The 21,857-nt window shown below is 67.2% G+C and carries 16 protein-coding genes; 2 read left to right on the top strand and 14 right to left on the bottom strand.

Annotated elements, in window-relative coordinates; translation table 11 throughout:
- Position 1: 1 nt before the first annotated feature.
- The 8 genes from bcsB to map form a co-directional block, all read right to left on the bottom strand.
- Positions 2–2,314, bottom strand: coding sequence for a cellulose biosynthesis cyclic di-GMP-binding regulatory protein BcsB (bcsB, locus tag ACSFCA_RS00750; RefSeq protein ID WP_435458298.1), 2,313 nt, complete (start codon positions 2,312–2,314; stop codon positions 2–4).
- The gene (bcsA, locus tag ACSFCA_RS00745) at positions 2,311–4,479 is read right to left on the bottom strand and encodes a UDP-forming cellulose synthase catalytic subunit (protein ID WP_258354570.1); all 2,169 of its coding nucleotides are present in this window, start codon (positions 4,477–4,479) and stop codon (positions 2,311–2,313) included. The genes bcsB and bcsA overlap by 4 nt, the downstream gene beginning before the upstream one ends.
- Positions 4,476–5,288: a cellulose biosynthesis protein BcsQ gene (bcsQ, locus tag ACSFCA_RS00740; RefSeq protein WP_176928837.1), complete on the bottom strand. Its 813-nt coding sequence runs from the start codon at positions 5,286–5,288 to the stop codon at positions 4,476–4,478. Before bcsQ ends, bcsA begins: the two co-directional genes overlap by 4 nt.
- 2 nt (positions 5,289–5,290) lie before the next feature.
- Positions 5,291–5,698 carry a BcsR/BcsP family cellulose biosynthesis protein gene (gene bcsR / locus ACSFCA_RS00735; RefSeq protein WP_435458297.1) on the bottom strand — a complete coding sequence of 136 codons (408 nt, stop codon included), beginning with the start codon at positions 5,696–5,698 and terminating at the stop codon, positions 5,291–5,293.
- Complete coding sequence (gene bcsD / locus ACSFCA_RS00730; protein ID WP_435476045.1) at positions 5,695–6,165, bottom strand: cellulose biosynthesis protein BcsD; 471 nt, start codon at positions 6,163–6,165, stop codon at positions 5,695–5,697. Before bcsD ends, bcsR begins: the two co-directional genes overlap by 4 nt.
- Before the next feature lie 145 nt (positions 6,166–6,310).
- On the bottom strand, positions 6,311–7,366 hold the full coding sequence (locus ACSFCA_RS00725; RefSeq protein WP_258354573.1) for a sensor domain-containing diguanylate cyclase: 1,056 nt from the start codon (positions 7,364–7,366) through the stop codon (positions 6,311–6,313).
- 29 nt (positions 7,367–7,395) lie between these two features.
- A complete protein-coding gene (locus ACSFCA_RS00720; RefSeq protein ID WP_258354574.1) occupies positions 7,396–10,002 on the bottom strand; it encodes a [protein-PII] uridylyltransferase in 2,607 nt (868 codons plus the stop codon).
- Between the two features lie 22 nt (positions 10,003–10,024).
- The gene (gene map, locus ACSFCA_RS00715; protein WP_093056906.1) at positions 10,025–10,849 is read right to left on the bottom strand and encodes a type I methionyl aminopeptidase; all 825 of its coding nucleotides are present in this window, start codon (positions 10,847–10,849) and stop codon (positions 10,025–10,027) included.
- A 155-nt stretch (positions 10,850–11,004) separates the two neighbouring features.
- Here map and purL point away from each other — a divergent pair, with 155 nt between their 5' ends.
- Positions 11,005–14,973 (top strand): phosphoribosylformylglycinamidine synthase, encoded by a 3,969-nt coding sequence (gene purL, locus ACSFCA_RS00710; RefSeq protein WP_435458653.1) that lies wholly within the window; start codon positions 11,005–11,007, stop codon positions 14,971–14,973.
- 81 nt (positions 14,974–15,054) lie between these two features.
- Here purL and ACSFCA_RS00705 read toward each other — a convergent pair whose 3' ends face one another.
- From ACSFCA_RS00705 to ACSFCA_RS00680, 6 genes are all read right to left on the bottom strand, one after another.
- Complete coding sequence (locus ACSFCA_RS00705; protein WP_093074013.1) at positions 15,055–15,840, bottom strand: peptidylprolyl isomerase; 786 nt, start codon at positions 15,838–15,840, stop codon at positions 15,055–15,057.
- A 127-nt stretch (positions 15,841–15,967) separates the two neighbouring features.
- Entirely contained in the window at positions 15,968–16,246 is a 279-nt protein-coding gene (locus ACSFCA_RS00700) for a BolA family protein (protein WP_435458295.1), read from the bottom strand.
- Positions 16,243–16,785 carry a septation protein A gene (locus ACSFCA_RS00695; protein ID WP_093056902.1) on the bottom strand — a complete coding sequence of 181 codons (543 nt, stop codon included), beginning with the start codon at positions 16,783–16,785 and terminating at the stop codon, positions 16,243–16,245. Before ACSFCA_RS00695 ends, ACSFCA_RS00700 begins: the two co-directional genes overlap by 4 nt.
- Positions 16,782–17,192: a peptide-methionine (R)-S-oxide reductase MsrB gene (msrB, locus tag ACSFCA_RS00690; RefSeq protein ID WP_093056901.1), complete on the bottom strand. Its 411-nt coding sequence runs from the start codon at positions 17,190–17,192 to the stop codon at positions 16,782–16,784. The genes ACSFCA_RS00695 and msrB overlap by 4 nt, the downstream gene beginning before the upstream one ends.
- A complete protein-coding gene (locus tag ACSFCA_RS00685; RefSeq protein WP_435458294.1) occupies positions 17,189–18,670 on the bottom strand; it encodes a protein adenylyltransferase SelO in 1,482 nt (493 codons plus the stop codon). Before ACSFCA_RS00685 ends, msrB begins: the two co-directional genes overlap by 4 nt.
- A gap of 75 nt (positions 18,671–18,745) precedes the next feature.
- The gene (locus ACSFCA_RS00680) at positions 18,746–19,825 is read right to left on the bottom strand and encodes an AraC family transcriptional regulator (RefSeq protein ID WP_435458652.1); all 1,080 of its coding nucleotides are present in this window, start codon (positions 19,823–19,825) and stop codon (positions 18,746–18,748) included.
- Between the two features lie 223 nt (positions 19,826–20,048).
- Here ACSFCA_RS00680 and ACSFCA_RS00675 point away from each other — a divergent pair, with 223 nt between their 5' ends.
- Complete coding sequence (locus ACSFCA_RS00675; protein WP_435458651.1) at positions 20,049–21,809, top strand: carboxylesterase/lipase family protein; 1,761 nt, start codon at positions 20,049–20,051, stop codon at positions 21,807–21,809.
- Positions 21,810–21,857: the final 48 nt, after the last annotated feature.

Below are 21,857 nucleotides of genomic sequence, written 5' to 3'. Positions count from 1 at the left end.
GTTACTTCGCCTTCTTCACTTCGCCGACCGACAGCCGGCGGCGTGCCCGCAACTGCAGGCCGGCGTACGACACGGCCGCCCCCAGCAGCGCAAGCACGAGCACCAGCCCGGCCAGCATCAGCGGGCTGCGCGACAGGTGCCACTGCACCCAGGCGATCGGAGGCAGGCGGCCAACGTAGTAGGTGTCGCCGCCAAGCACGCTGTTGACCTGCGTGTCGCGCACGATCGTCATGCTGCCTTGCACGCTCTTGAGCAGGTCGGGCGTCATCAGCGCGTTGAGCAGCGCCTCCTTCGAGTCGGGGCCGGTGATGGCGGCAATCACGCTGCGGCCGCTGCGCAGCGGCGATTCGAAGCCGGCCAGCACGGCGTCACGGCCGTCGCTGCTCACCGCGATCTGCATCGAGCCGGGCAGGTCCTGGCGCGTGCGGGCGCCGATCACGAAGTTGACGGCGTTGTCGATCCAGCTGTCGAGCTTGAGCTCGGGCGCGGCGCCGTTGCGCTTGAGCGGCATCTTGTCGGCCCATTGCGTGAACAGCGGCTGGCTCTGCAGGTTGCCGATGACGAGCAGGTCCTTGTCGGCCCACTGAGCGGCCTCCGCCGAGCGGCCCACCTTCACGCGCAGCGCGGGGTAGCCGGTGGAGCGGCCGATCTGGCCGAGCAGGCCGAGGTAGGTCTCGGTGTCGGTGTCGTTGGGTTGGTCCGGGAGAATGACGGCCGTCTCGGACAGGTCGGCCATGCGCGAGAACGGGAAGCCGCCGTTGGCGTAGGCCGCCAGCTCGGGCATGGCAATGAAGTGCGGGAAGCCCGACACGTCGATGCTGGAGGTCGGGTCGATCGAGCCGCGCACGTTGTCCAGCTGCGGCACGCAGCGCCCGCCCACGGGCTCGAAGTAGTAGTGCAGGCGCAACTGGCTGCGCGGGCCCATGGCCAGCGGCGGCAGGATCACTTCCCGGTGCTCGGCCAGCGTACCGTCGGGCATCAGCTTCACGGCCAGCGGGTTCCACCAGCTGTCGCCGGCCGGGTTGGCCGAGCGCAGCGGCGATCCGCCCACGAAGTTGTCGTTGACGTTGACGTTCAGCGTCGACTGGTCGGGCCGCACGCGCGGCGTGTAGCGGTATTGCAGGTCGAGCGGAATGCCGCGGCTGCGCCAGGTGAAGAGGTCGGGCGGCAGCTGCAGGTTGATGCGGACCACGTCGGGGTTGTAGCCAGTCACCGACAGGTTGGCGGCCGTCGCCAGTTCGCCCAGCTGCAGCGCGCGGTCGCTCGGAATCCAGCGCGGCGCGTCGTAGGGCTTGCGCGCCGGCGGTTCCTGGAAGGCGGTGACCGCCGCTGTCGCGCCCGCGAAGGCCTTGCTGTTCAGCGCCAGCGCCGCGGCGGCGGTGCGCAGTTCGTCCGGGGTGCGACCCATCACCAGCAGCAGCTTGCCGGTGGCGTCGCGCGGGTTGTCGACCACCGCCAGCCCCGGGCCCTGGATGGCGGGCAGCGCGAGGCCTGCAATGGCCGACTCCGGCGTGACGAACACCACCGCGTGGCCGGTGGGCAGTTCGCCGCTGGACACGGGGAAGGTCGCGCCGCGGTAGTCGGTCAGCGCGCCGAACCACGACGACAAGACACCGGCCGCTTCGAGCACAGGGCCCGTGGCGGCGGCGCCGAAGACGAAGGGAATGCGTGCGCGCCGCACGTCGCGGCGGTCGAAAAATGGCTGGGGCAGCGCGGCCAGGTCATTCGCGAGCTTCAGCGGCGCCACCGTCAGCTTCAGCGAACTGGAGGCGTCGATGCGCGCCCACAGGCTGGTGTGGGCCGGGTCTTCGCACTCGCGCGTGTAGTGGCCGACGAGCTCGACGTTGATGCGGTTGAACTCGGTGATCAGGCGGCGGTCGATCGGAATGTCGGCCGTCTGCGGCCGGCCTGCTTCGGCGCGGGTTACCGCCAGCGTGGCCACCAGCACGTCGTTGACCGTGACCTTGAGGTGCGACAGCTCGGGAATCAGCGAGGGTGAATACGCGTAGTTCAGCTTGAACGAGGCGGCCGTGACCAGCTCGTCGGCGCGCACGTTGAACGGAATGCCGACGGTGCCGCTGACACCGCGCAGCTGCACGGCGTAGTCGATGCCCAATTGCGTGAGGTTCAGTTCGCGCACGGTTGCACTGGCTGCCGCCGATGCGGTTGCCGGGGCACTGGTCGCCGGCTGCGCCACGGCGCCGCCGGCGGCAGCGAAGGCGATCGCAAGCAGGACGGCGCTGGCGGCGAACGAGGGCGAGGCTGCGCGGGCAAGGGACGCGTCGCGGCGATGCGCGCGCAGGGTGAACGTCACGTGGATTCCTTCGCTTTGGCAGGACGCAGCCGCGAGGTGGCTGCACGGTAGTAGTGGCTGAACATGTCGCGAAAGCCGGTGCCGCTGATGCTGATGAGGTGGCCGAGCACGCGGTGGATCGGCACGCGCGGATGGTTGCCCCAGCGGGCGGCCCAGATGTCGGCGCGCGCAGTCGTGCACTGCACGAGTGCGCGTTCCTGCGCGAAGCTCATCGGCGCGAAGCGCAGGCCCAGGCGCTTGCCGCTGCTGAAGCGCACCGTGGAGGCAAAGCGCGACTCCTGGTCGTCGCGGTACAGCGCAACCACGACCGGGGTTTCCGCATCGAGCTTCATGTCCTGCGGCAGGTCCACGCCCAGGCCGCCGCTGGAGAAGTCGAAGGTATTGCAGCGCAGCGAGCGGCCGTCGGCGAAGTACAGCGTGGCCGGCAGCACGAGCTCCACGCGGTGCGCGCCGCGCAGCTGGCGCGACTCGTTGGCCGCCGCCACGCAGGCGCCCAGGATCATCATGTTGTAGATGGTCCAGGCCAGGTTGAGCCAGACGGTGGCGATGTTCTGCGGGTCGACCCAACTCAGGCGCCACGCGCCCAGGCACACGCCCACGAAGTTCAGCGCCAGCAGCACCAGGCTGGCCTTGGCGATGGTGCTGTCGAAATACTCTTCCTGGATCAGGCCGCCCTTGGCCGTCACGTTGAAGCTGCCGAGCTTGGGGTTGATGAGTGCCACCAGCGTCGGGCGGAAGATGTACCAGGCCAGCACCGCCTCGTACACCTCGTTCCACAGCAGGTAGCGAAAGCGCCCCTGGATGCGGCTGTTGGTCAGGTTGGCGTGCAGGATGTGAGGCAGCGCGAAGGCGAAGATCATCGACGCCGAGGCGTGGATCACGCTCGCGCCGAAGTACAGGTACGCCAGCGGCGCCGTCAGGTAGATGAGCCGCGGCAGGCCGTACAGGAAGTGCAGCATCGCATTCACGTAGCAAAGGCGCTGCGCCCAGTGCAGGCCGCGCCCGAACAGCGGGTTGTCGATGCGGAAGATCTGCGCCATGCCGCGCGCCCAGCGAATGCGCTGGCCCACGTGGCCCGAGAGGCTTTCGGTGGCCAGGCCGGCCGCCTGCGGCAGCGCCAGGTAGGCCGTGCTGTAGCCCAGGCGGTGCATCTTCAGCGCCGTGTGGGCGTCTTCCGTCACGGTCTCCACCGCGATGCCGCCGACTTCCTCGACGATGTTCCGGCGCAGCACCGCGCAGGAGCCGCAGAAGAATGTGGCGTTCCAGAGATCGTTGCCGTCCTGGATCAGGCCGTAGAACAGCTCGCCCTCGTTGGGCACCTTGCCGAAGGTGTCGAGGTTGCGCTCGAACGGGTCGGCCGAGAAGAAATAGTGGGGCAGCTGGACCATGCCCAGCTTCGGGTCGCGCCCGAACCAGCCCATGGCGATCTGCAGGAACGAGCGCGTGGGGATGTGGTCGCAGTCGAAGATCGCGACGAACTCGCCGGTGGTGTTCTTCAATGCGGCATTGATGTTGCCGGCCTTGGCGTGGCGGTTGTTGTCGCGCGTGACGTGGGTCACGCCGACCTGCTCGCAGAACACGCGGAACTCCTCGCGCCGGCCGTCGTCGAGCACGAAGATCTTGATCTTGTCGCGCGGCCAGTCGATCAGCTGCGCGGCCAGCACCGTGGAACGCACCACCGACAGCGCCTCGTTGTAGGTCGGGATGAGCAGGTCGATGGTCGGCCACTCGGCCGGGTCTTCCGGCAGCGGCACTGGCTTGCGCTCCAGCGGCCAGGCGGTCTGCACGTAGCCCAGCAGCAGAACCACGAAGGCGTACAGCTCGGCCACCAGCAGGCCCACGCCCAGCACCAGGTCGACCGGGTTGTCCATGAACATGGTCTCGGTCACGCGCCAGTAGGTGTAGCGCGAGGACACGACGACTGACAGGAAGATCAGCACCAGGCTGGCAAAGCGGCCGCGAAACCGGTTGGTAACGAGCGCCGCCAGGAAGATGCCCACCGACAGCACGATCTGCTGCTCCAGGGTCATGGGCGCGATGATCAGCGCGGGCAGCATCGTCAGGGCGACGATCCAGCCGAGGATGCGCACGGGCAGCAGGCGCAGGATGGCGGGCGCCGGCCGTGGCGCGGGCTGCTGCAGAGGGACAGACCGGGCGCTTTTCATCGGTTCGGCTCCAGGGTCCGCAGGGATGGGAAAGACGCGGCCTGCCGGCCGGTGTCGATGCGCTCGAGCAGCCGCTCGGCGCAGGAGGCGATGTCCTGGGTGGCCTGGCTCATCGGCGCATAGCGGTGCACCGGCGAGGCCGAGGCCAGTGCCTCGGGCACTGCCTGGTCCAGGTGAAGCACGCCCAGCAGTTCAGGGCGCAACCGCTGGCGCAGCATCTCGAAGACGTCGCTGTTGAGCCGCTTGCCCGGGTCGACCTGGTTCACCACGTAGCCGGTGCCGAGGTAGTCGGCGCGCGGCCGGCCGTACTTGTCGAGCATGCGCTCGATGATCGGCAGGGTGGCGAAGGAGCCGGCGTCCGCCAGCATCGTGACGATGCCGAAGTGGGCCGCGCGCAGCGCCTGCTGCAGGTACACCGAGGGGCCGGGCGGGGTGTCGAGCAGCACCAGCGTGTCGCCCGGCAGGCCGAAGCGCGCGAGCGTCTCGGCCAGCCAGCCGGGATTGCGGGCCAACTGCTGCTCGAAGGCGATCTGGCGCTCGTCGTCGACGTCCCCGAAAGGCAGCAGCATGACTCCGGCATGGGCCTGCCGGATGGCGCGCGCCCACGGCATCAGGCCTGTGGCGGCCTCGACCAGTCCGCTGTCGCCGGCCTGCGGCTCGTTGGCGATGTGGAAGCGCAGGGCATTCTGCGGATCGAGGTCGATCGCCAGCACTTGCCGGCCGCGCTGGGCGAGTGCGCTGCAGAGGTTGGCGGCGATCGTGGTCTTGCCTACACCGCCCTTGGAGGAAATGACGGGGATGACAACCATCGTCACGTCGGCCTTCGCCAGCGCGACATGGGCCCTGACGCAGCAGCGGGCGGCTGCGACCCGGCCAGGCGCGCGAACAGCTGCTCGAGCGGCGTGAGCGCAGCGCCAGTGCTGTCGACGGCCGGCGTCACCGGTGGAGCGATGGGGGGCGCGACGGGCACCAGTGCGGGAGGCGGGGTGTGCAGCACAGGTTCGCTGCGAGGGGGCGGCGCGGTAGCCGGCATCGGCGCGGGAGCCGGCGCAGCGGCTGCCGGCGGGTGCACGATCTTCTGGCCCGACAGCAGCGGCCACACGCGGGGCGCTTCGGTCTCGTCCTCGGGCGGTGCGAATTCCTTGTAGCCGTTCGCATCGCCGCCGAACTTCCGGAACAGGCCTGCGATGTCTTCGGGTGTGGAGTCGTCGGCGCTCATGCAACCGCTCTCGACAAACGCAGATCGACACGGGGCCCTGCGGCCTGTGCGGTGGCTGGCTGCAGCGCCCGGACGCGCAGCGACGGGGGCATGCGCTGCGAATCGAACCAGGCCTGGTACGCGCCCTCGAAGAAGCCGACGCTCCAGTCGGAGGTTTCGGGGCCGAAGGCCATGGCGATCGGACTGCACGCGTGCGTGATGGCGACGCCGTTAGCGTCTTCGCTCAGGACGGTGAAGCCCCAGTCGATGCCGTCCCAGCGCGCATTGAACTGGTCCTGCAGGTCGCTGAGCGTCTGGCATGGCGGAACCGGCAGGGCTTGCGCGAGACGCTGGCCGATGCGGTAGAAGAGCTGCCGCAAATCCTCAGGTGGCAATCCGGCACTCAACTCGGCGGCCATGCCCCGGTTGAATTCCAGCCATTGCGCACTGCATGATTTCCTCTCGTAGTACGTCGCGCCTATGTCCATGTCGACGCATTCTCTGGCATCGATTAACTATTGACAACAAATGTGAACTTGTTGGCTTCTACTGGGGCGCGAGCTGTCTGAATTCGGGGACGGACTACCGTGAGATGCTCGATTTTGTTAACGGAAGCTGCATTTCCGGCGCCACTCAGGCGGACGGCACTTCGGTGTCGTTGACTGCAACGCCCTGGCTGAGGGCCGCGCGGCGGCTGTGCTTGACGGCGTACATGGCGGCATCCGCCTGCCGCAGGGCTTCCTCGGCCGAGGTGGTTCGCGGGTCGACCGCCACCACGCCGACGCTGGCGCCTGCGTAGTCGATCGTCATGCGCTTCAGCCGCAGCTCGCCGATGGTGTTTTCTGCCAGGCGGTCGGCCAGCGCCCGCGCCCCGGTGCGCGGCGACTCGCCCAGCGCGGGCCCCAGCCCGATCACCACGAACTCGTCGGAGCCGAAGCGCGCCAGCATGTCGCTTGCGCGCACGGAGTTCGCGAGCTGCTTTGCCATGGCCGCGAGGAATTCGTCGCCGATGGCGTGGCCGTGCGCATCGTTGATTTTCTTGAAGTCGTCCAGGTCGACGAAACCGACCAGCACGCTCTGGCCACTGCGCGCGCCTTGCGCCAGCATGCGCTGCAGCGCGTCGACGAGCACGCGGCGGTTGGGCAGGCCGGTGAGTGCGTCGATGGCTGCATGCGTGGCGAGTTCGGCATGGGCCTTCCTGAGCTTCTCGACCAGCAGTTCGCGCTCCACCTGCTGTCCGATCAGTCGCGCGAACAGCCGCAGCACCGGCTCCGCCTGGGGCGGCAAGGGCATTTGCTGGGCGCTGGCGGCGCACAGGGCGCCGAAGAGCTCGCCGCTGTCGGTTTTTACCGGGGCACTCACGCAGGTCTGGATGCCGAGTGCGTGGGCGGCATCGGCGTCGCCCCAGCAGCCGCCGGCGTCGTCGGTGTAGGTGCGGTCTTCTTCGAGGGCGTGCCGGCAGAGCGTGTTGGCCCAGGGCACGAAGGCTCCCTCGGGAATGGTCAGCAGTTCGCCGGCGTTGTGGGCGAAGAGGATGTGCTGGCGGCCCTTGTCCGGGTCGACGCTCACGAGGTAGGCCGACTCCAGCCCTGTGGCCGCCTCGAGCATCTCGAGCATCGGGCGGGCGAGGTCTTCCAGCGTCTTGGCGGAGGAGACGCAGTCGGATAGCTGTTCGATCAGGGATTCCATGGCCGACATTCTGAGGGGATAGGTTGTTTTCAGGAGGCCAGGGCTTCCATGAGTTCGGTCTCGATGGCCAGCTGCGTCTTCTGGCCCTGGAGTTCGGGGCCGCTGATCAGGAAGGTGTCTTCCACCCGTTCGCCCAGCGTCGTGACCTTGGCGAGCTGCAGATTCAGGTGATGGCGCGCCAGCACCCGGGCCACCGAATACAGCAGGCCGGCGCGGTCGCTGGCCGAGATGTTGAGCAGCCAGCGCTGCGCCTTGTCGTCGGGCAGCAGGCTGATGCGCGGCTTGATCGGGAAGCTGCGAACCCGGCGGGACACCCGGCCCATGCTGGGCGGGGGCAGGGCGCCGGCTTCGGTGAGTGTCTGCGCCAGACCCGACTCGACCATGCTGATCAGGTCGCGGTAGTGGTCCGGCAGGAAGGTGGTTACTACCTGGAAGGTGTCGAGCGCGTAGCCGTTGCTCGTGGTGTGCACCTTGGCGTCGAGGATGCTGAACGATGACTGGTCGAAGTAGCCGCAGATGCGCGCGAACAGGTCGGGCTGGTCGGGCGTGTAGACGACCACCTGCAGGCCTTCGCCCACCGGCGACAGGTGCGCGCGCACGATGGGTGGCGCCTTCGGGTCGATCGGCACGTTGGGCGGCGGCACGAAGCGCGAGAGCTGCTTGGCGTGCCAGGCGATCTCGGTAGCGTCGTGGCGCATGAAGTAGCCCACGTCGAGCGTGTCCCACAGGGCCTTGTGCGCCTCGAAGCGCTGGGCGTGCAGGGCCAGCTGCACCAGCGCCTCGCGCTTGCGCGACTCGACCTCGGCGTCCGGGTCGGGCATGCGGCCGCCCAGCGCGCGCAGGGTGTAGCGGTACAGGTCTTCGAGCAGCTTGCCTTTCCAGGCATTCCACACGCGCGGCGAGGTGCCGCGGATGTCGGCGATGGTCAGCAGGTAGAGCGCGGTCAGGTAGCGCTCGTTGCCCACGCGCTTGGCGAAGGCGCCGATCACTTCGGGGTCGCTCAGGTCCTGCTTCTGGGCGACCTGGCTCATCACCAGGTGCTCGGCCACGAGGAATTCGATGAGCTTGGCGTCTTCGCGGGCAACGCCGTGCTGCTTGCAGAAGCGCTGCACGTCGCGCGCGCCCAGCGTGGAATGGTCGCCGCCGCGGCCCTTGGCAATGTCGTGGAAGAGGGCCGCCACGTACAGGATCCAGGGCTTGTCCCAGCCGGCCGCGAGCTGCGAGCAGAACGGGTACTCGTGCGCATGCTCGGCGATGAAGAAGCGCCGCACGTTGCGCAGCACCATCAGGATGTGCTGGTCGACCGTGTACACGTGGAACAGGTCGTGCTGCATCTGCCCCACGATGCTGCGGAACACCCGTAGGTAGCGCCCCAGCACCGAAGTCTGGTTCATCAGCCTGAAGGCATGCGTGATGCCATAGGGCTGCAGCAGGATCCGCATGAAGGTCTCGTGGTTGACCGGATCGTTGCGGAACTTGCTGTCCATGACATGGCGCGCGTTGTAGAGCGCACGCAGCGTGCGCGCCGACAGGCCCTTCACGCCGATGGTCTTCTGGTACAGCAGGAAGGTTTCGAGCACAGCGTGCGGCTCGCGCTCGTAGAGGTCGTCGCTGGCAATCTCGATCAGGCCGGCACGCTCGTAGAAGCGCTCGTTGACGGGCGTGTGCTGCTCGTCGCTCGGCTGCAGGCGCTCGGAAATGTTGAGCAGCAGGATCTGGTTGAGCTGCGAGACCGCCTTGGCGGCCCAGTAGTAGCGCCGCATCAGCGCTTCGCTCGACTTGCGCTGCGATTCGCTCTCGTAGCCGAAGCTGGCCGCCACCGCGGTCTGCAGGTCGAACACCAAGCGGTCTTCGCGGCGGTTGGCAATCACGTGAAGCCGCGCGCGGATGAGCGAGAGCAGGGCTTCATTGCGCTTGATCTGCTGCGCCTCGAAGGAGGTGGCCAGGCCGTTCTTGGCGAGGTCGTCCCAGCGGCTGCCGTAGCCGGCCGCCTTGGTCATCCAGAGGATGGTCTGCAGGTCGCGCAGGCCGCCCGGCGATTCCTTGCAGTTGGGCTCCAGCGCGTAGGGCGTGTTGTCGAACTTCTGGTGGCGGTGCCGCATTTCCTGCGACTTGGCCACGAAGAAGGCCTGCGGGTCGATGGCGCGGATGAAGCGGCGGCGAAAGGCCGTGAAGAGCTTCTTGTCGCCCGCGATCAGCCGGGCCTCGAGCAGCGAGGTCTGGACGGTGACGTCTTTCTCGGCCTCGGCCAGGCATTCATCGACCGTGCGCACGCTGGAGCCGATTTCCAGGCCCGCGTCCCAGCAATGGCCGATGAAAGCCTCGATGCGGGCCGGATCGATTTCGCTTTTGTCGCCTTCGGGCGGCAGCAGCAGCAGCACGTCGACGTCGGAATACGGAAACAGTTCGCCGCGCCCGAAGCCTCCCACCGCGGCCAGGGAGAACGAGTCACCGAAGCCGGCGTCACGCCACAGCGTGCAGAGCGTTTCGTCGGCCAGTGCCGAGAGCTGGCGCAGCACCGTGTGCACGCTGCGGGTGGGGGCGCGCGCGAAGCGCAGGGTGTCGAACAAGGCGAGCTTTTTCGCGCGATAGGCTTCGCGCAGCGTCGCCACGTCGATGTTGGCTGCTTCGATCACGGCGGGGAGACGCGTTGCCGCGTCAGGTCTTGGTCGAGGTGACGAAGGAGGGCAGCGGCGGGCTGCCTGCGGAGAGCGTCAGCACCTCGTAGCCGGTTTCGGTGACGAGCACCGTGTGCTCCCACTGGGCCGACAGCGAATGGTCGCGCGTGACGATGGTCCAGCCGTCGTACTGGCCGCCCTTGAAGTCTTCCTTCACGTCGCGCTTGCCGGCGTTGATCATCGGCTCGATGGTGAAGATCATGCCGGGCTTGAGTTCTTCCATGGTGCCCGGGCGGCCGTAGTGCAGCACCTGGGGTTCTTCGTGGAAGCGCTGGCCCACGCCGTGGCCGCAGAACTCGCGCACCACCGAAAAGCCCTGGCCCTCGGCGAATTTCTGGATCGCGTGGCCCACGTCGCCCAGGTGCGCGCCGGGGCGCACCTGCAGGATGCCGTGCCACATGGCTTCGAAGGTGATGCTGCACAGGCGCTTGGCGGCAATGGAGGCGTCGCCGATCACGTACATGCGGCTGTTGTCGCCGAACCAGCCGTCCTTGATGACGGTCACGTCGACGTTCATGATGTCGCCTTTCTTCAGGGGCTTGTCATTGGGAATGCCGTGGCACACCACGTGGTTCACCGAGGTGCACAGCGACTTCGGGTACGGGACGCTGCTTGCGCCCATGTATCCCACCGTGGCCGATGTGGTGCCCTGCTTGACCATGTACTCGGCGGCCAGCCGGTCGACATCGTTGGTCGTGATGCCGGGCTTGATGAGAGGCGTGAGGTAATCCAGCACCTCGGAAGCCAGGCGGCAGGCGACCCGCATGGCTTCGATGCCCGCAGCGTCTTTGTAGTTAATGCTCATCCCCGAATTATCCCATTCGGCAAGCTAAAATTCCCGGCTAACGCGGATGGCCCCAGTCAGCGGCCATCTGCCTCGATTCCTTGATTTCCAACGCGGCCCCCGAGGCCCCATCGACCGTGACGCAGCCCGCACCTCAAGCCCTTCCTGTCGTAACCATGTTCGAGGGCGGCAGCGCGCTCAGCGACTTCCGCGCACGCCAGTTGCTGCCGAAGCTCCAGGCCATCGAACCGCGCATCGAGGGCATTTCGGCCCGTTTCGTGCACCTCGTGGTCACCGATGCGGCGCTGGATTCGGCCGGCCGCGAGCGCTTTGCGGCGCTGCTGACCTACGGCGAGCCCTTCGAGGCGCCGGCCAAGGCGGGCACCTCGGTGGTGGTCACGCCCCGCCTGGGCACGGTGTCGCCCTGGGCTTCCAAGGCCACCGACATTGCCCACAACTGCGGCCTGGCCTTGCGCCGGGTCGAGCGCGTCACTCAGTACCACCTGAAGCTCAAGGCCCCGCTGATCGGCAAGGCCCCCGTGCTCGAAGGCGACACGCTGGCCGCCGTGGCCGGCCCGCTGCACGACCGCATGACCGAATCGGTGCTGGCCACCGTCGATCAGGCCGCAAGCCTGTTCAGCGAACTGCCTGCCCAGCCGATGGCGCAGGTCGACGTGCTGGCCGGCGGCCGTACGGCGCTGGTGGCAGCCAACACCGGTTTCGGTTTGGCGCTGGCCGAGGACGAAATCGACTACCTGGTCGACGCCTTCACCCGCCTGGGCCGCAATCCCAGCGACGTCGAACTGATGATGTTCGCGCAGGCCAACAGCGAGCACTGCCGCCACAAGATCTTCAACGCCGACTTCACCATCGACGGCAAGGCCCAGCCGCAAAGCCTTTTCTCGATGATCCGCCACACCGAGAAGCAGAACCCGCAGCACACGGTCATCGCCTATGCGGACAACGCCTCGGTCATGGAGGGCGCGACCGTCGAGCGCTTCATTCCCGCCACCGGCTCACAGAGCTATCAAAAAGATAGCGCCCTGAGCCACGTGCTGATGAAGGTCGAGACGCACAACCACCCGACCGCAATTTCGCCTTTCCCCGGTGCATCGACCGGCGCGGGCGGCGAGATCCGCGACGAAGGCGCCACCGGCCGCGGCTCCAAGCCCAAGGCCGGCCTGACCGGCTTTACCGTGTCGAAGCTCTGGCCTGAAGAAGGCCACTACGGCAAGCCCGAGCACATCGCCAGCCCGCTGCAGATCATGACCGAGGGCCCGCTGGGCGGCGCAGCGTTCAACAACGAATTCGGCCGTCCCAACCTGCTGGGCTACTTCCGCGAGTACGAGCAGACCGTGGCGAGCGACCTCGATACCGTGCAGCGCGGCTATCACAAGCCCATCATGATCGCGGGCGGCCTGGGCAGCATCGACGCCACGCAGACCAAGAAGATTCGCTTCCCGGCCGGCTCGCTGCTGATCCAGCTCGGCGGCCCCGGCATGCGCATCGGCATGGGCGGCAGTGCCGCCAGTTCGATGGCCACCGGCGCCAACGCGGCCGAGCTCGACTTCGACTCGGTGCAGCGCGGCAACCCCGAAATCGAGCGCCGTGCGCAGGAGGTCATCAACCACTGCTGGCAGCAGGGCGCGGCCAACCCGATCCTGGCGATCCACGACGTGGGCGCGGGCGGCCTGAGCAACGCCTTCCCCGAGTTGACCAACGACGCCGGCCGCGGCGCGCGCTTTGACCTGCGCGCCGTGCCACTCGAAGAATCGGGCATGGCGCCGAAGGAAATCTGGTGCAACGAAAGCCAGGAGCGCTACGTGCTGGCCATCGCGCCCGAATCGCTCGACCAGTTCAAGGCCTTCTGCGAGCGCGAGCGCTGCCCGTTCTCGGTGGTCGGCGTGGCGACCGAAGAGCGCCAACTGCTGGTGGCCGACGAGGGTGCGGCGGTGCAGCCGGTCGACATGCCGATGGACGTGCTGCTCGGCAAGCCGCCCAAGATGCACCGCGACGTCAAGACCGTGGCCCGCAGCTTCAAGCCGCTCGACCTCACGGGCGTCGATCTGCAGAAGGCCGCCATCGACGTGCTCGCGAATCCGACCGTGGCCTCGAAGCGCTTCCTCATCACCATCGGCGACCGCACCGTGGGCGGCCTGAGCCACCGCGACCAGATGGTCGGCCCGTGGCAGGTGCCGGTGGCCGACTGCGCCGTGACGCTGGCCGACTACAAGGGTTTTGCCGGCGAAGCCATGAGCATGGGCGAGCGCACGCCGCTGGCCGCGCTCGACGCGCCGGCTTCGGGCCGCATGGCCGTGGCCGAGGCCATCACCAACCTGCTGGCCGCGCCTATCGAACTCTCGCGCGTCAAGCTGTCGGCCAACTGGATGGCCGCTTGCGGCGAGCCTGGCGAAGACGCAGCGCTGTACGAGACCGTCAAGGCCGTGGGCCTGGAGCTGTGCCCGGCGCTGGGCGTGTCGATTCCGGTCGGCAAGGATTCGCTGTCGATGCGCACGCAATGGAAGGATGGCGCCGAGGCCAAGAAGGTCACGTCGCCCGTGAGCCTGATCGTTACCGCCTTCGCCTCGCTGGCCGACGTGCGCGGCACGCTCACGCCGCAGCTCGACGCTGAAGAGGCCGACACCACGCTGGTGCTCATCGACCTGGGTCAGGGCAAGCACCGCATGGCCGGCAGCATCCTCGCGCAAACGCTGGGCCAGAGCGGCGACACCGTGCCCGACCTCGACGACCCGGCGCAGCTCGTGGCGCTGGTCAACGCCGTGAACGCCCTGCGCGCCGACGGCAAGATCCTCGCAATGCATGACCGCAGCGACGGCGGCCTGTTCGCCACCGCCTGCGAAATGGCCTTTGCCGGCCACGTCGGCGTGGCGCTGAACGTCGACATGCTCGTCACCGAAGGCGACGGCATCTCCGACAGCCGCATGGAAACCGGCGACGCCAAGAACTGGGCGCAACAGGTCAGCGCGCGGCGCGAAGAACTCACGCTCAAGGCGCTGTTCAACGAAGAGCTGGGCATGGTGCTGCAGGTGCGCACCGCCGAGCGCAACGACGTCATGCAGGTGCTGCGCACCCACGGCCTCAGCACGCACAGCCACTTCGTCGGCAAGACCCGGCCCGCCAGCTCCGCCATGGACGCGGGCAAGGGCAAGGTCGAAGTCTGGCGCGATGCCAAGTCGGTGTTCAGCGCGAGCCTGCACGACCTGCAGCAGGTGTGGGACTCGGTCAGCTGGAAGATCGCTCGCGAGCGCGACAACCCCGCCTGCGCCGATGCCGAGCACACTGCAGCCGGCGTGCCGAGCGATCCGGGCATGCATGTGTTCCTGCCGAACGCACAGCCTGCCGCGCCGGCCATTCTGCAGTCGCGCCCCAGGGTCGCCATCCTGCGCGAGCAGGGCGTCAACTCGCACGTCGAGATGGCCTACGCCTTCACCGAGGCCGGCTTCGAAGCCTTCGACGTGCACATGACCGACCTGCAGACGGGCAGGGCGGACCTCGCCGACTTCAAGGGCGTGGTCGCCTGCGGCGGCTTCAGCTATGGCGACACGCTGGGCGCCGGCATCGGCTGGGCGCGCAGCATTACCTTCAACCCGAAGCTGGCCGAGCAGTTCAAGACCTTCTTCGGCCGCACCGACACCTTCGGCCTGGGCGTGTGCAACGGCTGCCAGATGTTCGCCGAGCTGGCCGACATCATTCCGGGCGCCGAGGCCTGGCCGCGCTTCACCACCAACCAGAGCGAGCGCTTCGAGGCGCGCCTGTCGATGGTCGAAGTGCTCGAATCGCCGAGCATCTTCTTCGCGGGCATGGCCGGCAGCCGCCTGCCGATCGCAGTGGCGCACGGTGAGGGCTATGCCAACTTCAAGCACCGCGGCGACGCTGCCAAGGCCATCGGCGCGATGCGTTTCGTGGACAACCACGGCCAGCCCACCGAGCAGTACCCGTTCAACCCGAACGGCAGCGCCAACGGCCTGACTTCGGTGACCACGCCGGACGGCCGCTTCACCGCGGTGATGCCGCACCCGGAGCGCGTGTTCCGCAACATCCAGATGAGCTGGACCTCGGGCGACAGGAGCGATCTGAGCCCGTGGATGCAGATCTGGCGCAATGCGCGCCGCTGGGTGGGCTGATCGACACAAGCCCGCCACGCGGCGGGCAACAAAAAAGCGGCCCGCGGGCCGCTTTTTTCATGGGGCTGCAAGGCTCCGGTCTTACTCGACCTTGGCCTTGGCGCGCAGATCCTCTTGGTACTTCTGCAGGCGCTGCTGCTGCAGCTGCTGCGTGATTTGCGGCTTCACTTCTTCCAGCTTCGGCAGTTGGGCCTGGCGGATGTCGTCGACGCGGATGATGTGATAACCGAACTGGGTCTTGACCGGGGCGGGGGTGGTTTCGCCCTTCTTGAGCTTGATCATCGCTTCCGAGAACTCGGGCACGAAGCTCGCGGGGTTGGCCCAGTCGAGGTCGCCGCCGTTGGCGCCCGAACCCGGGTCCTTGCTCTGCTTCTTGGCGATGTCTTCGAACTTGGCACCCTTCTTCAGGTCGGCCATGATCTTCTTGGCCTGGTCTTCGGTCTCGACCAGGATGTGGCGGGCCTTGTATTCCTTGCCGCCGTTGGCCGCCACGAACTTGTCGTACTCGGCCTTCACGTCTGCGTCCGAGACCGGGTTGGTCTTGCGGTAGTTCTCGAACAGCGCGCGGATCAGGATGGCCTGGCGGGCGAGTTCGAGCTGGTTCTTGTAGTCGTCGCTGGCGTCCAGGCCCTGCTTTTGCGCTTCCTGCATGAACACTTCGCGAGCCACGATTTCCTCGCGCAGCTGGCTCTGCATTTCAGGCGTCACCGGACGGCCTGCGGCTGCCAGTTGCTGGGCCAGAACGTCCATGCGGGCCTTGGGCACCGGCTTGCCGTTCACGATGGCTGCGTTCTGCGCCAGAGCCGCCATGGACGTGGCACCGAGCAGCACTGCGGCCGCGACGGCCTGCAAGATTTGTTTTTTCATGGAATGAATATCGAGCTGGAAAGGAAATGCGCGTGTAGGAAAAGGCGCGGGAAAGAAAGCAGGGATATGGGAGAAAAGAAGGGGAGCAACGGCCGGTGCAAACGCGGCGTGCGATCCGGTGGACGACTCAGAGCACCTCGATGGCGATGGCGTGCAGACCCTGTGCGATAAAAACCTGGAGGGCATCATACACAAGCCGATGTCGCGCCACGCGGGGCTTCCCTTCGAACAGAGGGGAGGCGATGCGCACGCGGAAATGGGTGCCGCGGCCCTCCGCGTTGGCGCCCGAATGGCCTGCGTGGGCGGCGCTCTCGTCGATCACTTCGAGCTGCGTGGGGGCAAGCGTCTTGCGCAACGCGGCTTCGATGTCGGCGGCTGTGGGCAGCAGTGCGGTGCTCGTCGTCATGCCGTCGGCTTGTCTTCGTTCTTCAGGTGCGGCGCGATGTACAGGCCCTGCGCCACCAGGAAGACGATGGGGAACACATAGCCCCAGAGCTTGAAGTTGACCCAGGCCTCGGTCGTGAAGTACGCCGCCACGTAGCCGTTGATGATGGCCATGAACAGGCAGTAACCGATCCACGCCACATTGAGCCGGCCCCAGATGCGGTCGGGTAGTTCCAGCTGCGAGCCCAGCAGCATCTTCAAGAAGTTCTTCTTCAGCGCCCAGAGCGCCACGGCCAGCGCAATGGCCATTGCGCCGTACAGCACCGTCGGCTTCCACTTGATGAAGCGGTCGTCGTGCAGTGCCAGCGTGAGCGTGCCGAACAGCAGGATCAGCACCAGCGTGGCCTTCTGCATGGCCTGCAGCTTGCGCTCGGTGGCGTAGATGATCGCCATCTGCACCACGGTGGCGGCCATCAGCACGCCGGTGGCGGTGTAGATGTCGCCGAGCTTGTAGGCGCCGAAGAACAGCAGGATCGGGAAGAAGTCGAGGAGCAGTTTCATTTTTTCTGGAAGTCGAGCGACGCCGAGTTCATGCAGTAGCGCAGGCCGGTTTCAGTGGGGCCGTCGGGAAACACGTGGCCCAGGTGGGCGCCGCAATTGGCGCACACGTTCTCGGTGCGCACCATGCCGTGCGAGCGGTCGACGATGTTGCGGATGGCGCCGGGTACAGCTTCTTCCGAGAAGCTGGGCCAGCCGCAGCCAGCGTCGAACTTGGTCGTCGACTCGAACAGCTTGGCGCCGCAGCACACGCAGTGATACGTGCCGTCGTCCCAGTGCGCTTCGTACTTGCCGGTGAAGGGGCGTTCGGTGGCGGCGTGTCGCGTTACTTCGAAGGCCGCGGGCTCAGCGCCTTTTTCAGCGAGCAGGGCTTTCCATTCGGCGTCGGTTTTCTGTACGGGAGTGGTCATGATGAGCAGCTGATTTCGATCGTGGAGGCCCAGTCGGGCGGGAAGCCGGCCAGTGCGTCGGCGTCGGGATGTTCTTCAAATGGGGACTGGAGCACAGCCAGCAAGGTTGCCACAGCCGAGTGGTCCTTTTGCTGACTTGCTTCGATGGCTTGCTGCCCCAGGTGGTTCCGCAGCACGAATTTCGGGTTGGATTTGAGCATCAGATCGGCGGCTTGCGCGCGTCCAGCGGGCGTGTGGCGCTCCGAAAACGCTAGCGCCCACGCATCGAAACCCTCGCGGTCCAGGAACAGGTCGCGTACCGGCTCGATGTTGCCATCGGCCATGTAATGCGACAGGCGCCGCCAGAAGATCGTGTAGTCGACCTTGCCCGCGGCCAGCAGCTTGAGCACACCCTCGATCAACGCGCGATCGCCTTCGCCCGCGTCGGCAAGGCCCAGCTTGGCGCGCATGCGGCCCTCGAACTCGTTCGGGAACACCGTCTTGTAAGACTCCAGCGCGGCCACTGCCACTTCCTGGTCGCCGATCAGCGGCAGCAGTGCCTGCGCCAGGCAGAACAGGTTCCAGTAGGCCACGTTGGGCTGCTGGTTGAAGGCGTAGCGCCCGTTGGTGTCGCTGTGGTTGCAGATGTGGCGCGGGTCGAATCCATCGAGGAACTGGAACGGTCCGTAATCGATGGTGAGCCCGAGGATGCTCATGTTGTCGGTGTTCATCACCCCGTGGCAGAAGCCCACGGCCTGCCATTGGGCGAGCAGGGCGGCGGTGCGCTCGCTCACGGCTTCGAGGAAGGCTGCGTACGCATTGCCGTTGAAGCGGTCGGTGGTGCGGCACGCCGGGTAGTAGCGGTCGATGACGTAGTCGGCCAGCGCCCGCAACTCGTCTTCGCGCTGGTTGGCCGCGAAGTGCTCGAAGTGGCCGAAGCGGACGAAGCTCGGTGCCACGCGTGTCACGACGGCCGAGCTTTCCGGCTCCTCGCGGTACACGCGGGCGTCGGAGCCGGTCACGCACAGTGCGCGGGTGGTCGGGATGCCGAGACCGTGCATGGCCTCGCTGCAGAGAAACTCGCGGATGCTGGAGCGCAGCACCGCGCGGCCGTCGCCGCCGCGCGAGTAGGGCGTGCGGCCTGCGCCCTTCAATTGCACTTCGAGCCCGCTTTCGGTTTCGCCGATCATGATGGCGCGCCCGTCGCCGAGCTGGCCGGCCCACACGCCGAACTGATGGCCGCTGTACACACTGGCGAAGGGGCGGGTGCCGGCGATAGGCAGGCTGCCGGTCAGGGCCGCCAGCGTTGCATTCGACGAATGCCAATCAGGCGGCAGGCCCAGCTCGCGGGCGACGGCTTCGCTGCGGCCTACCCAGTACGGATCGGGCAGCGGCGTCGGCCGCAATTCGGTGAGAAACGCCGGGCCAAGGGTGGCGAAACCGGGTTTCCAGTGCAGCCCCAGGTCCGCGACCTCGGTGTCTTCAGCAAGCAAGCTCATGGGCGGATTGTCCGGCAGAGCGCGTAACCCCTTGCCAAGCGGGCCATCGCGGCCCCTGCACGCGACCCGGGAGGCTCAGGCAGCCAGCGGCGCGGGGTTGTCCCAGATACGCGCCCGGTACTGCGCCGGCGGAACGCCGAACCAGCGCTTGCAGGCGCGAAAGAAGTTGCTGGTGTCGACAAAGCCCAGCATGTCAGCCACGTCGGTCAGCGTATGCCGGTCTTCCGCCAGGTACTGCTGCGCGAGTTCGCGGCGGGTGCGGTCGAGCAAGCCCTGGAACGACACCGATTCTTCCTGCAGCCGCCGCTGCAACGTGCGCTCGGCCAGCCCCAGGCCCGAGGCCACGTCCTGCCGGCGCGGCTCGCCGTGCTGGAGCCGGCGTGCGATCTCGGCGCACACCAGGCTGCTGGTGGTGGTCTGGCCCAGCAAGTTCAACTGGTCGTCGAGCAGGTGCTCCTGCATCTCGCCGAGCACCGGGTGGAAGGTGGGCAGCGGCATCGTCATGTCGGCCGTCGACAGCAACAGCCGGTTGGCGACGGCGTTGAAGCGCACTTCGCAGCCGAAGGCCTCGCGGTGCAGCCGGTCGTTGGCCGGCGCGGGGTACACGAACTCCATGGCCAGCGGCTGCAGGTCGCGCCGCGTGAGCCACTGGCACTGCATGAGCACGGTCAGCAGGGCGTATTCGACGCGCTGGCGCGGAATCGGCAGGCTACCGCCGGTGTGCTCCATCACCATCCAGCAGCCGCGCGGCTCGGGGTGCATCGAGAAGGCGGTCGCGTCCGAGATCACCGCCATGTAGCGAGTCAGCCGTGTGAGCGCAGCGCCCAGGTCGGGGCTGCAGGCCATGGCGTGACCGACCGTGCCCAGTTTGCTGTGCGTGGCGGCCAGGTCGCGGTGCAGGCCCAGAGTGGGCTTGCCGGCGCGCGTCACCGCGAGCTGCCAAAGCACCGAGATCTCGTCGACCGGGATGCGCGTGTTCTGGCGGTGCAGTGAATCGGGGTCGAAGCCGGCATCGCGTAACAGCGAAGGCACGTCCAGCCCTTCGGCCTCGAACATCGACAGCACGCCTTCGAGCCATGCGGCCGAGCTGGTGCGCAGCTCCGGCTGCGGCATGCCGCCGGCCCGTCGCTGCGGCCCGCGCTGGCGGTGCGACAGGGAGGCTCCTGAAGTCATTCGTTTGGCTTCCTTGCGATAGCGGTGAAAACGACGCCGGTTTCTAGAATTTTTTTGCGTGCTCGGCGGCCCGGAGTATGGGTGCCGCGCACCAGGCCAGGAATTCCGATTAACCCGGTGTGGAGACAAAAACATGAAGACAGAGACAACGGCACAAAACCAGGGTGCAGCAAGAAAAACGGCGGTGGGCAAGGCCATCGCCACCATGGTGGCAGCGGCTGCCCTTGCGGCCCTCTCGGCCTGCGGAGGCGGTTCATCCGGTTCGTCCGGCTTCACCTTCCTGCCGAGCGCGCCCCCACCGGCGCCGGCGCCCCCGGCCCCGCCTCCAGCCGATGGCCCGATGGTTCGCCGGACCACGGCCGGCAAGATCGAAGGCGTGGACGACGGCGCCACCTCGGGCACTTACTACTGGAAGGGCGTCCCGTTCGCCCAGCCGCCCGTGGGCGCGCTGCGCTGGCGCGCACCGGTCGCGCCCGAAGCCTGGAGCGGCATCCGCCAGACCGCCAAGTTCGGCAACGCCTGCCTGCAGATCGGCCGCATCTTCAGCCCCGGCCTCAACAACACATACGACGCCACCATCGGCACCAACCTCGGCAAGCCGGTCGGCAGCGAAGACTGCCTGTTCGTCAACATCTGGCGCCCGGCGACGGACGAGAAGAATCTGCCGGTGCTGCTGTTCGTGCATGGCGGGAGCAACATCTCGGGCTACACGGCCGACCCGCTGTACGACGGCGCCAAACTGGCGAAGACCGCCAACGCGGTGGTCATCACCGCCAGCTACCGCCTCGGCATCCTGGGCTTCCTGAACATGCCGCAGCTACGGCCGGGCGGCACCGCGGGGGACGACTCGGGCAACTTCGCGCTGCTCGACAACATGGCGGCGCTACGGTTCATCCAGAACAACGTTGCCAACTTCGGCGGCGATCCAGGCAACGTCACGCTGTCGGGCGAGTCGGCCGGCGCCACCAACCTGCTGTCGGTGATGACTTCGCCGATGGCCAAGGGCCTGTTCCACAAGGCCTTCGAGATGAGCGGTGGTATTTCGCTCGCGAGCAACCTGCCGCCCGGTACGCTGCCTTCGCTGTCGCCGGCCTCGACCTCGCTTGCGCAGGGCGCAGCCATCCTGGAGAAGATGCTCGTTGCAGACGGCACCTCGGCCGATGCAACCGCTGCCAAGGCCTACATCGCCACCCGCACGCCGGAGCAGATCGCCGAGTACCTGCGCGCGCAGGACGGCGGCAAGATGCTGGGCACCGTGGTCGCCGCAGGGTTGGGCTCGGTCGGGCCCATTCCCGATGGCACCGTGATCCCGACCGACCCCATCGGTGCCATCGCAGCCGACCAGTACGCGAAGGTGCCCATGCTCGCCGGCAACACGCGCGACGAGGGCAAGCTCTTCGCGTCGCTGCTGGGGACCATCGGCTTTCCGACCTCGGGCTGGATCGTCAACGACGCCCAGCGCTTCTCGCTGATGTTCAACTTCGACCCCGATGCCGCACCCACGCTCACCGTGAACGACATCATCGACCCGTTCTACCTTCCGGTAGACAAGCTCGGCACTGGCTACAACGCAGCCACCGCGCTCGTCACGAAGGGGCTGTTCGAGGCCAACCGCAGCAACCTGCTCGACACGATGAAGACGCGCCAGTCGAACATCTGGCACTACCGCTTCGACTGGTCGCAGGAGGCTGCACCGTGGAATGACGTGTATGGCGCCGCGCACGCCTTCGACCTGCCGTTCGTGTTCGGCAATTTCGGCCCGTCGGTGCTGTCCAGCTCCATCGGCGGCAAGGCCAACGAGAAGGGGCGGCTCGCGCTGTCGAGCGCCGTCATGGCCAGCATCGGCGTCTTCATGCGCAAGGGCGATCCGAACACGCCCGAACTTGGTGCGACCTGGGCGCCGTGGCCCTCGCAATTGCTGCTCGATGCCACGCCCACGGCGGCCAGGATCACGCCGGTGCAATGAGCCGCTTCGTTCAATCGTGCAGTGCGGGTTTGTGTCATTGTGGAAGTG

This window comes from Variovorax multivorans (genome assembly GCF_051216835.1).
Lineage (GTDB): Bacteria > Pseudomonadota > Gammaproteobacteria > Burkholderiales > Burkholderiaceae_C > Variovorax.
The sequence above is the reverse complement of the archived record's forward strand: the minus strand, read 5'-3'. Positions and strand labels throughout refer to the sequence as shown.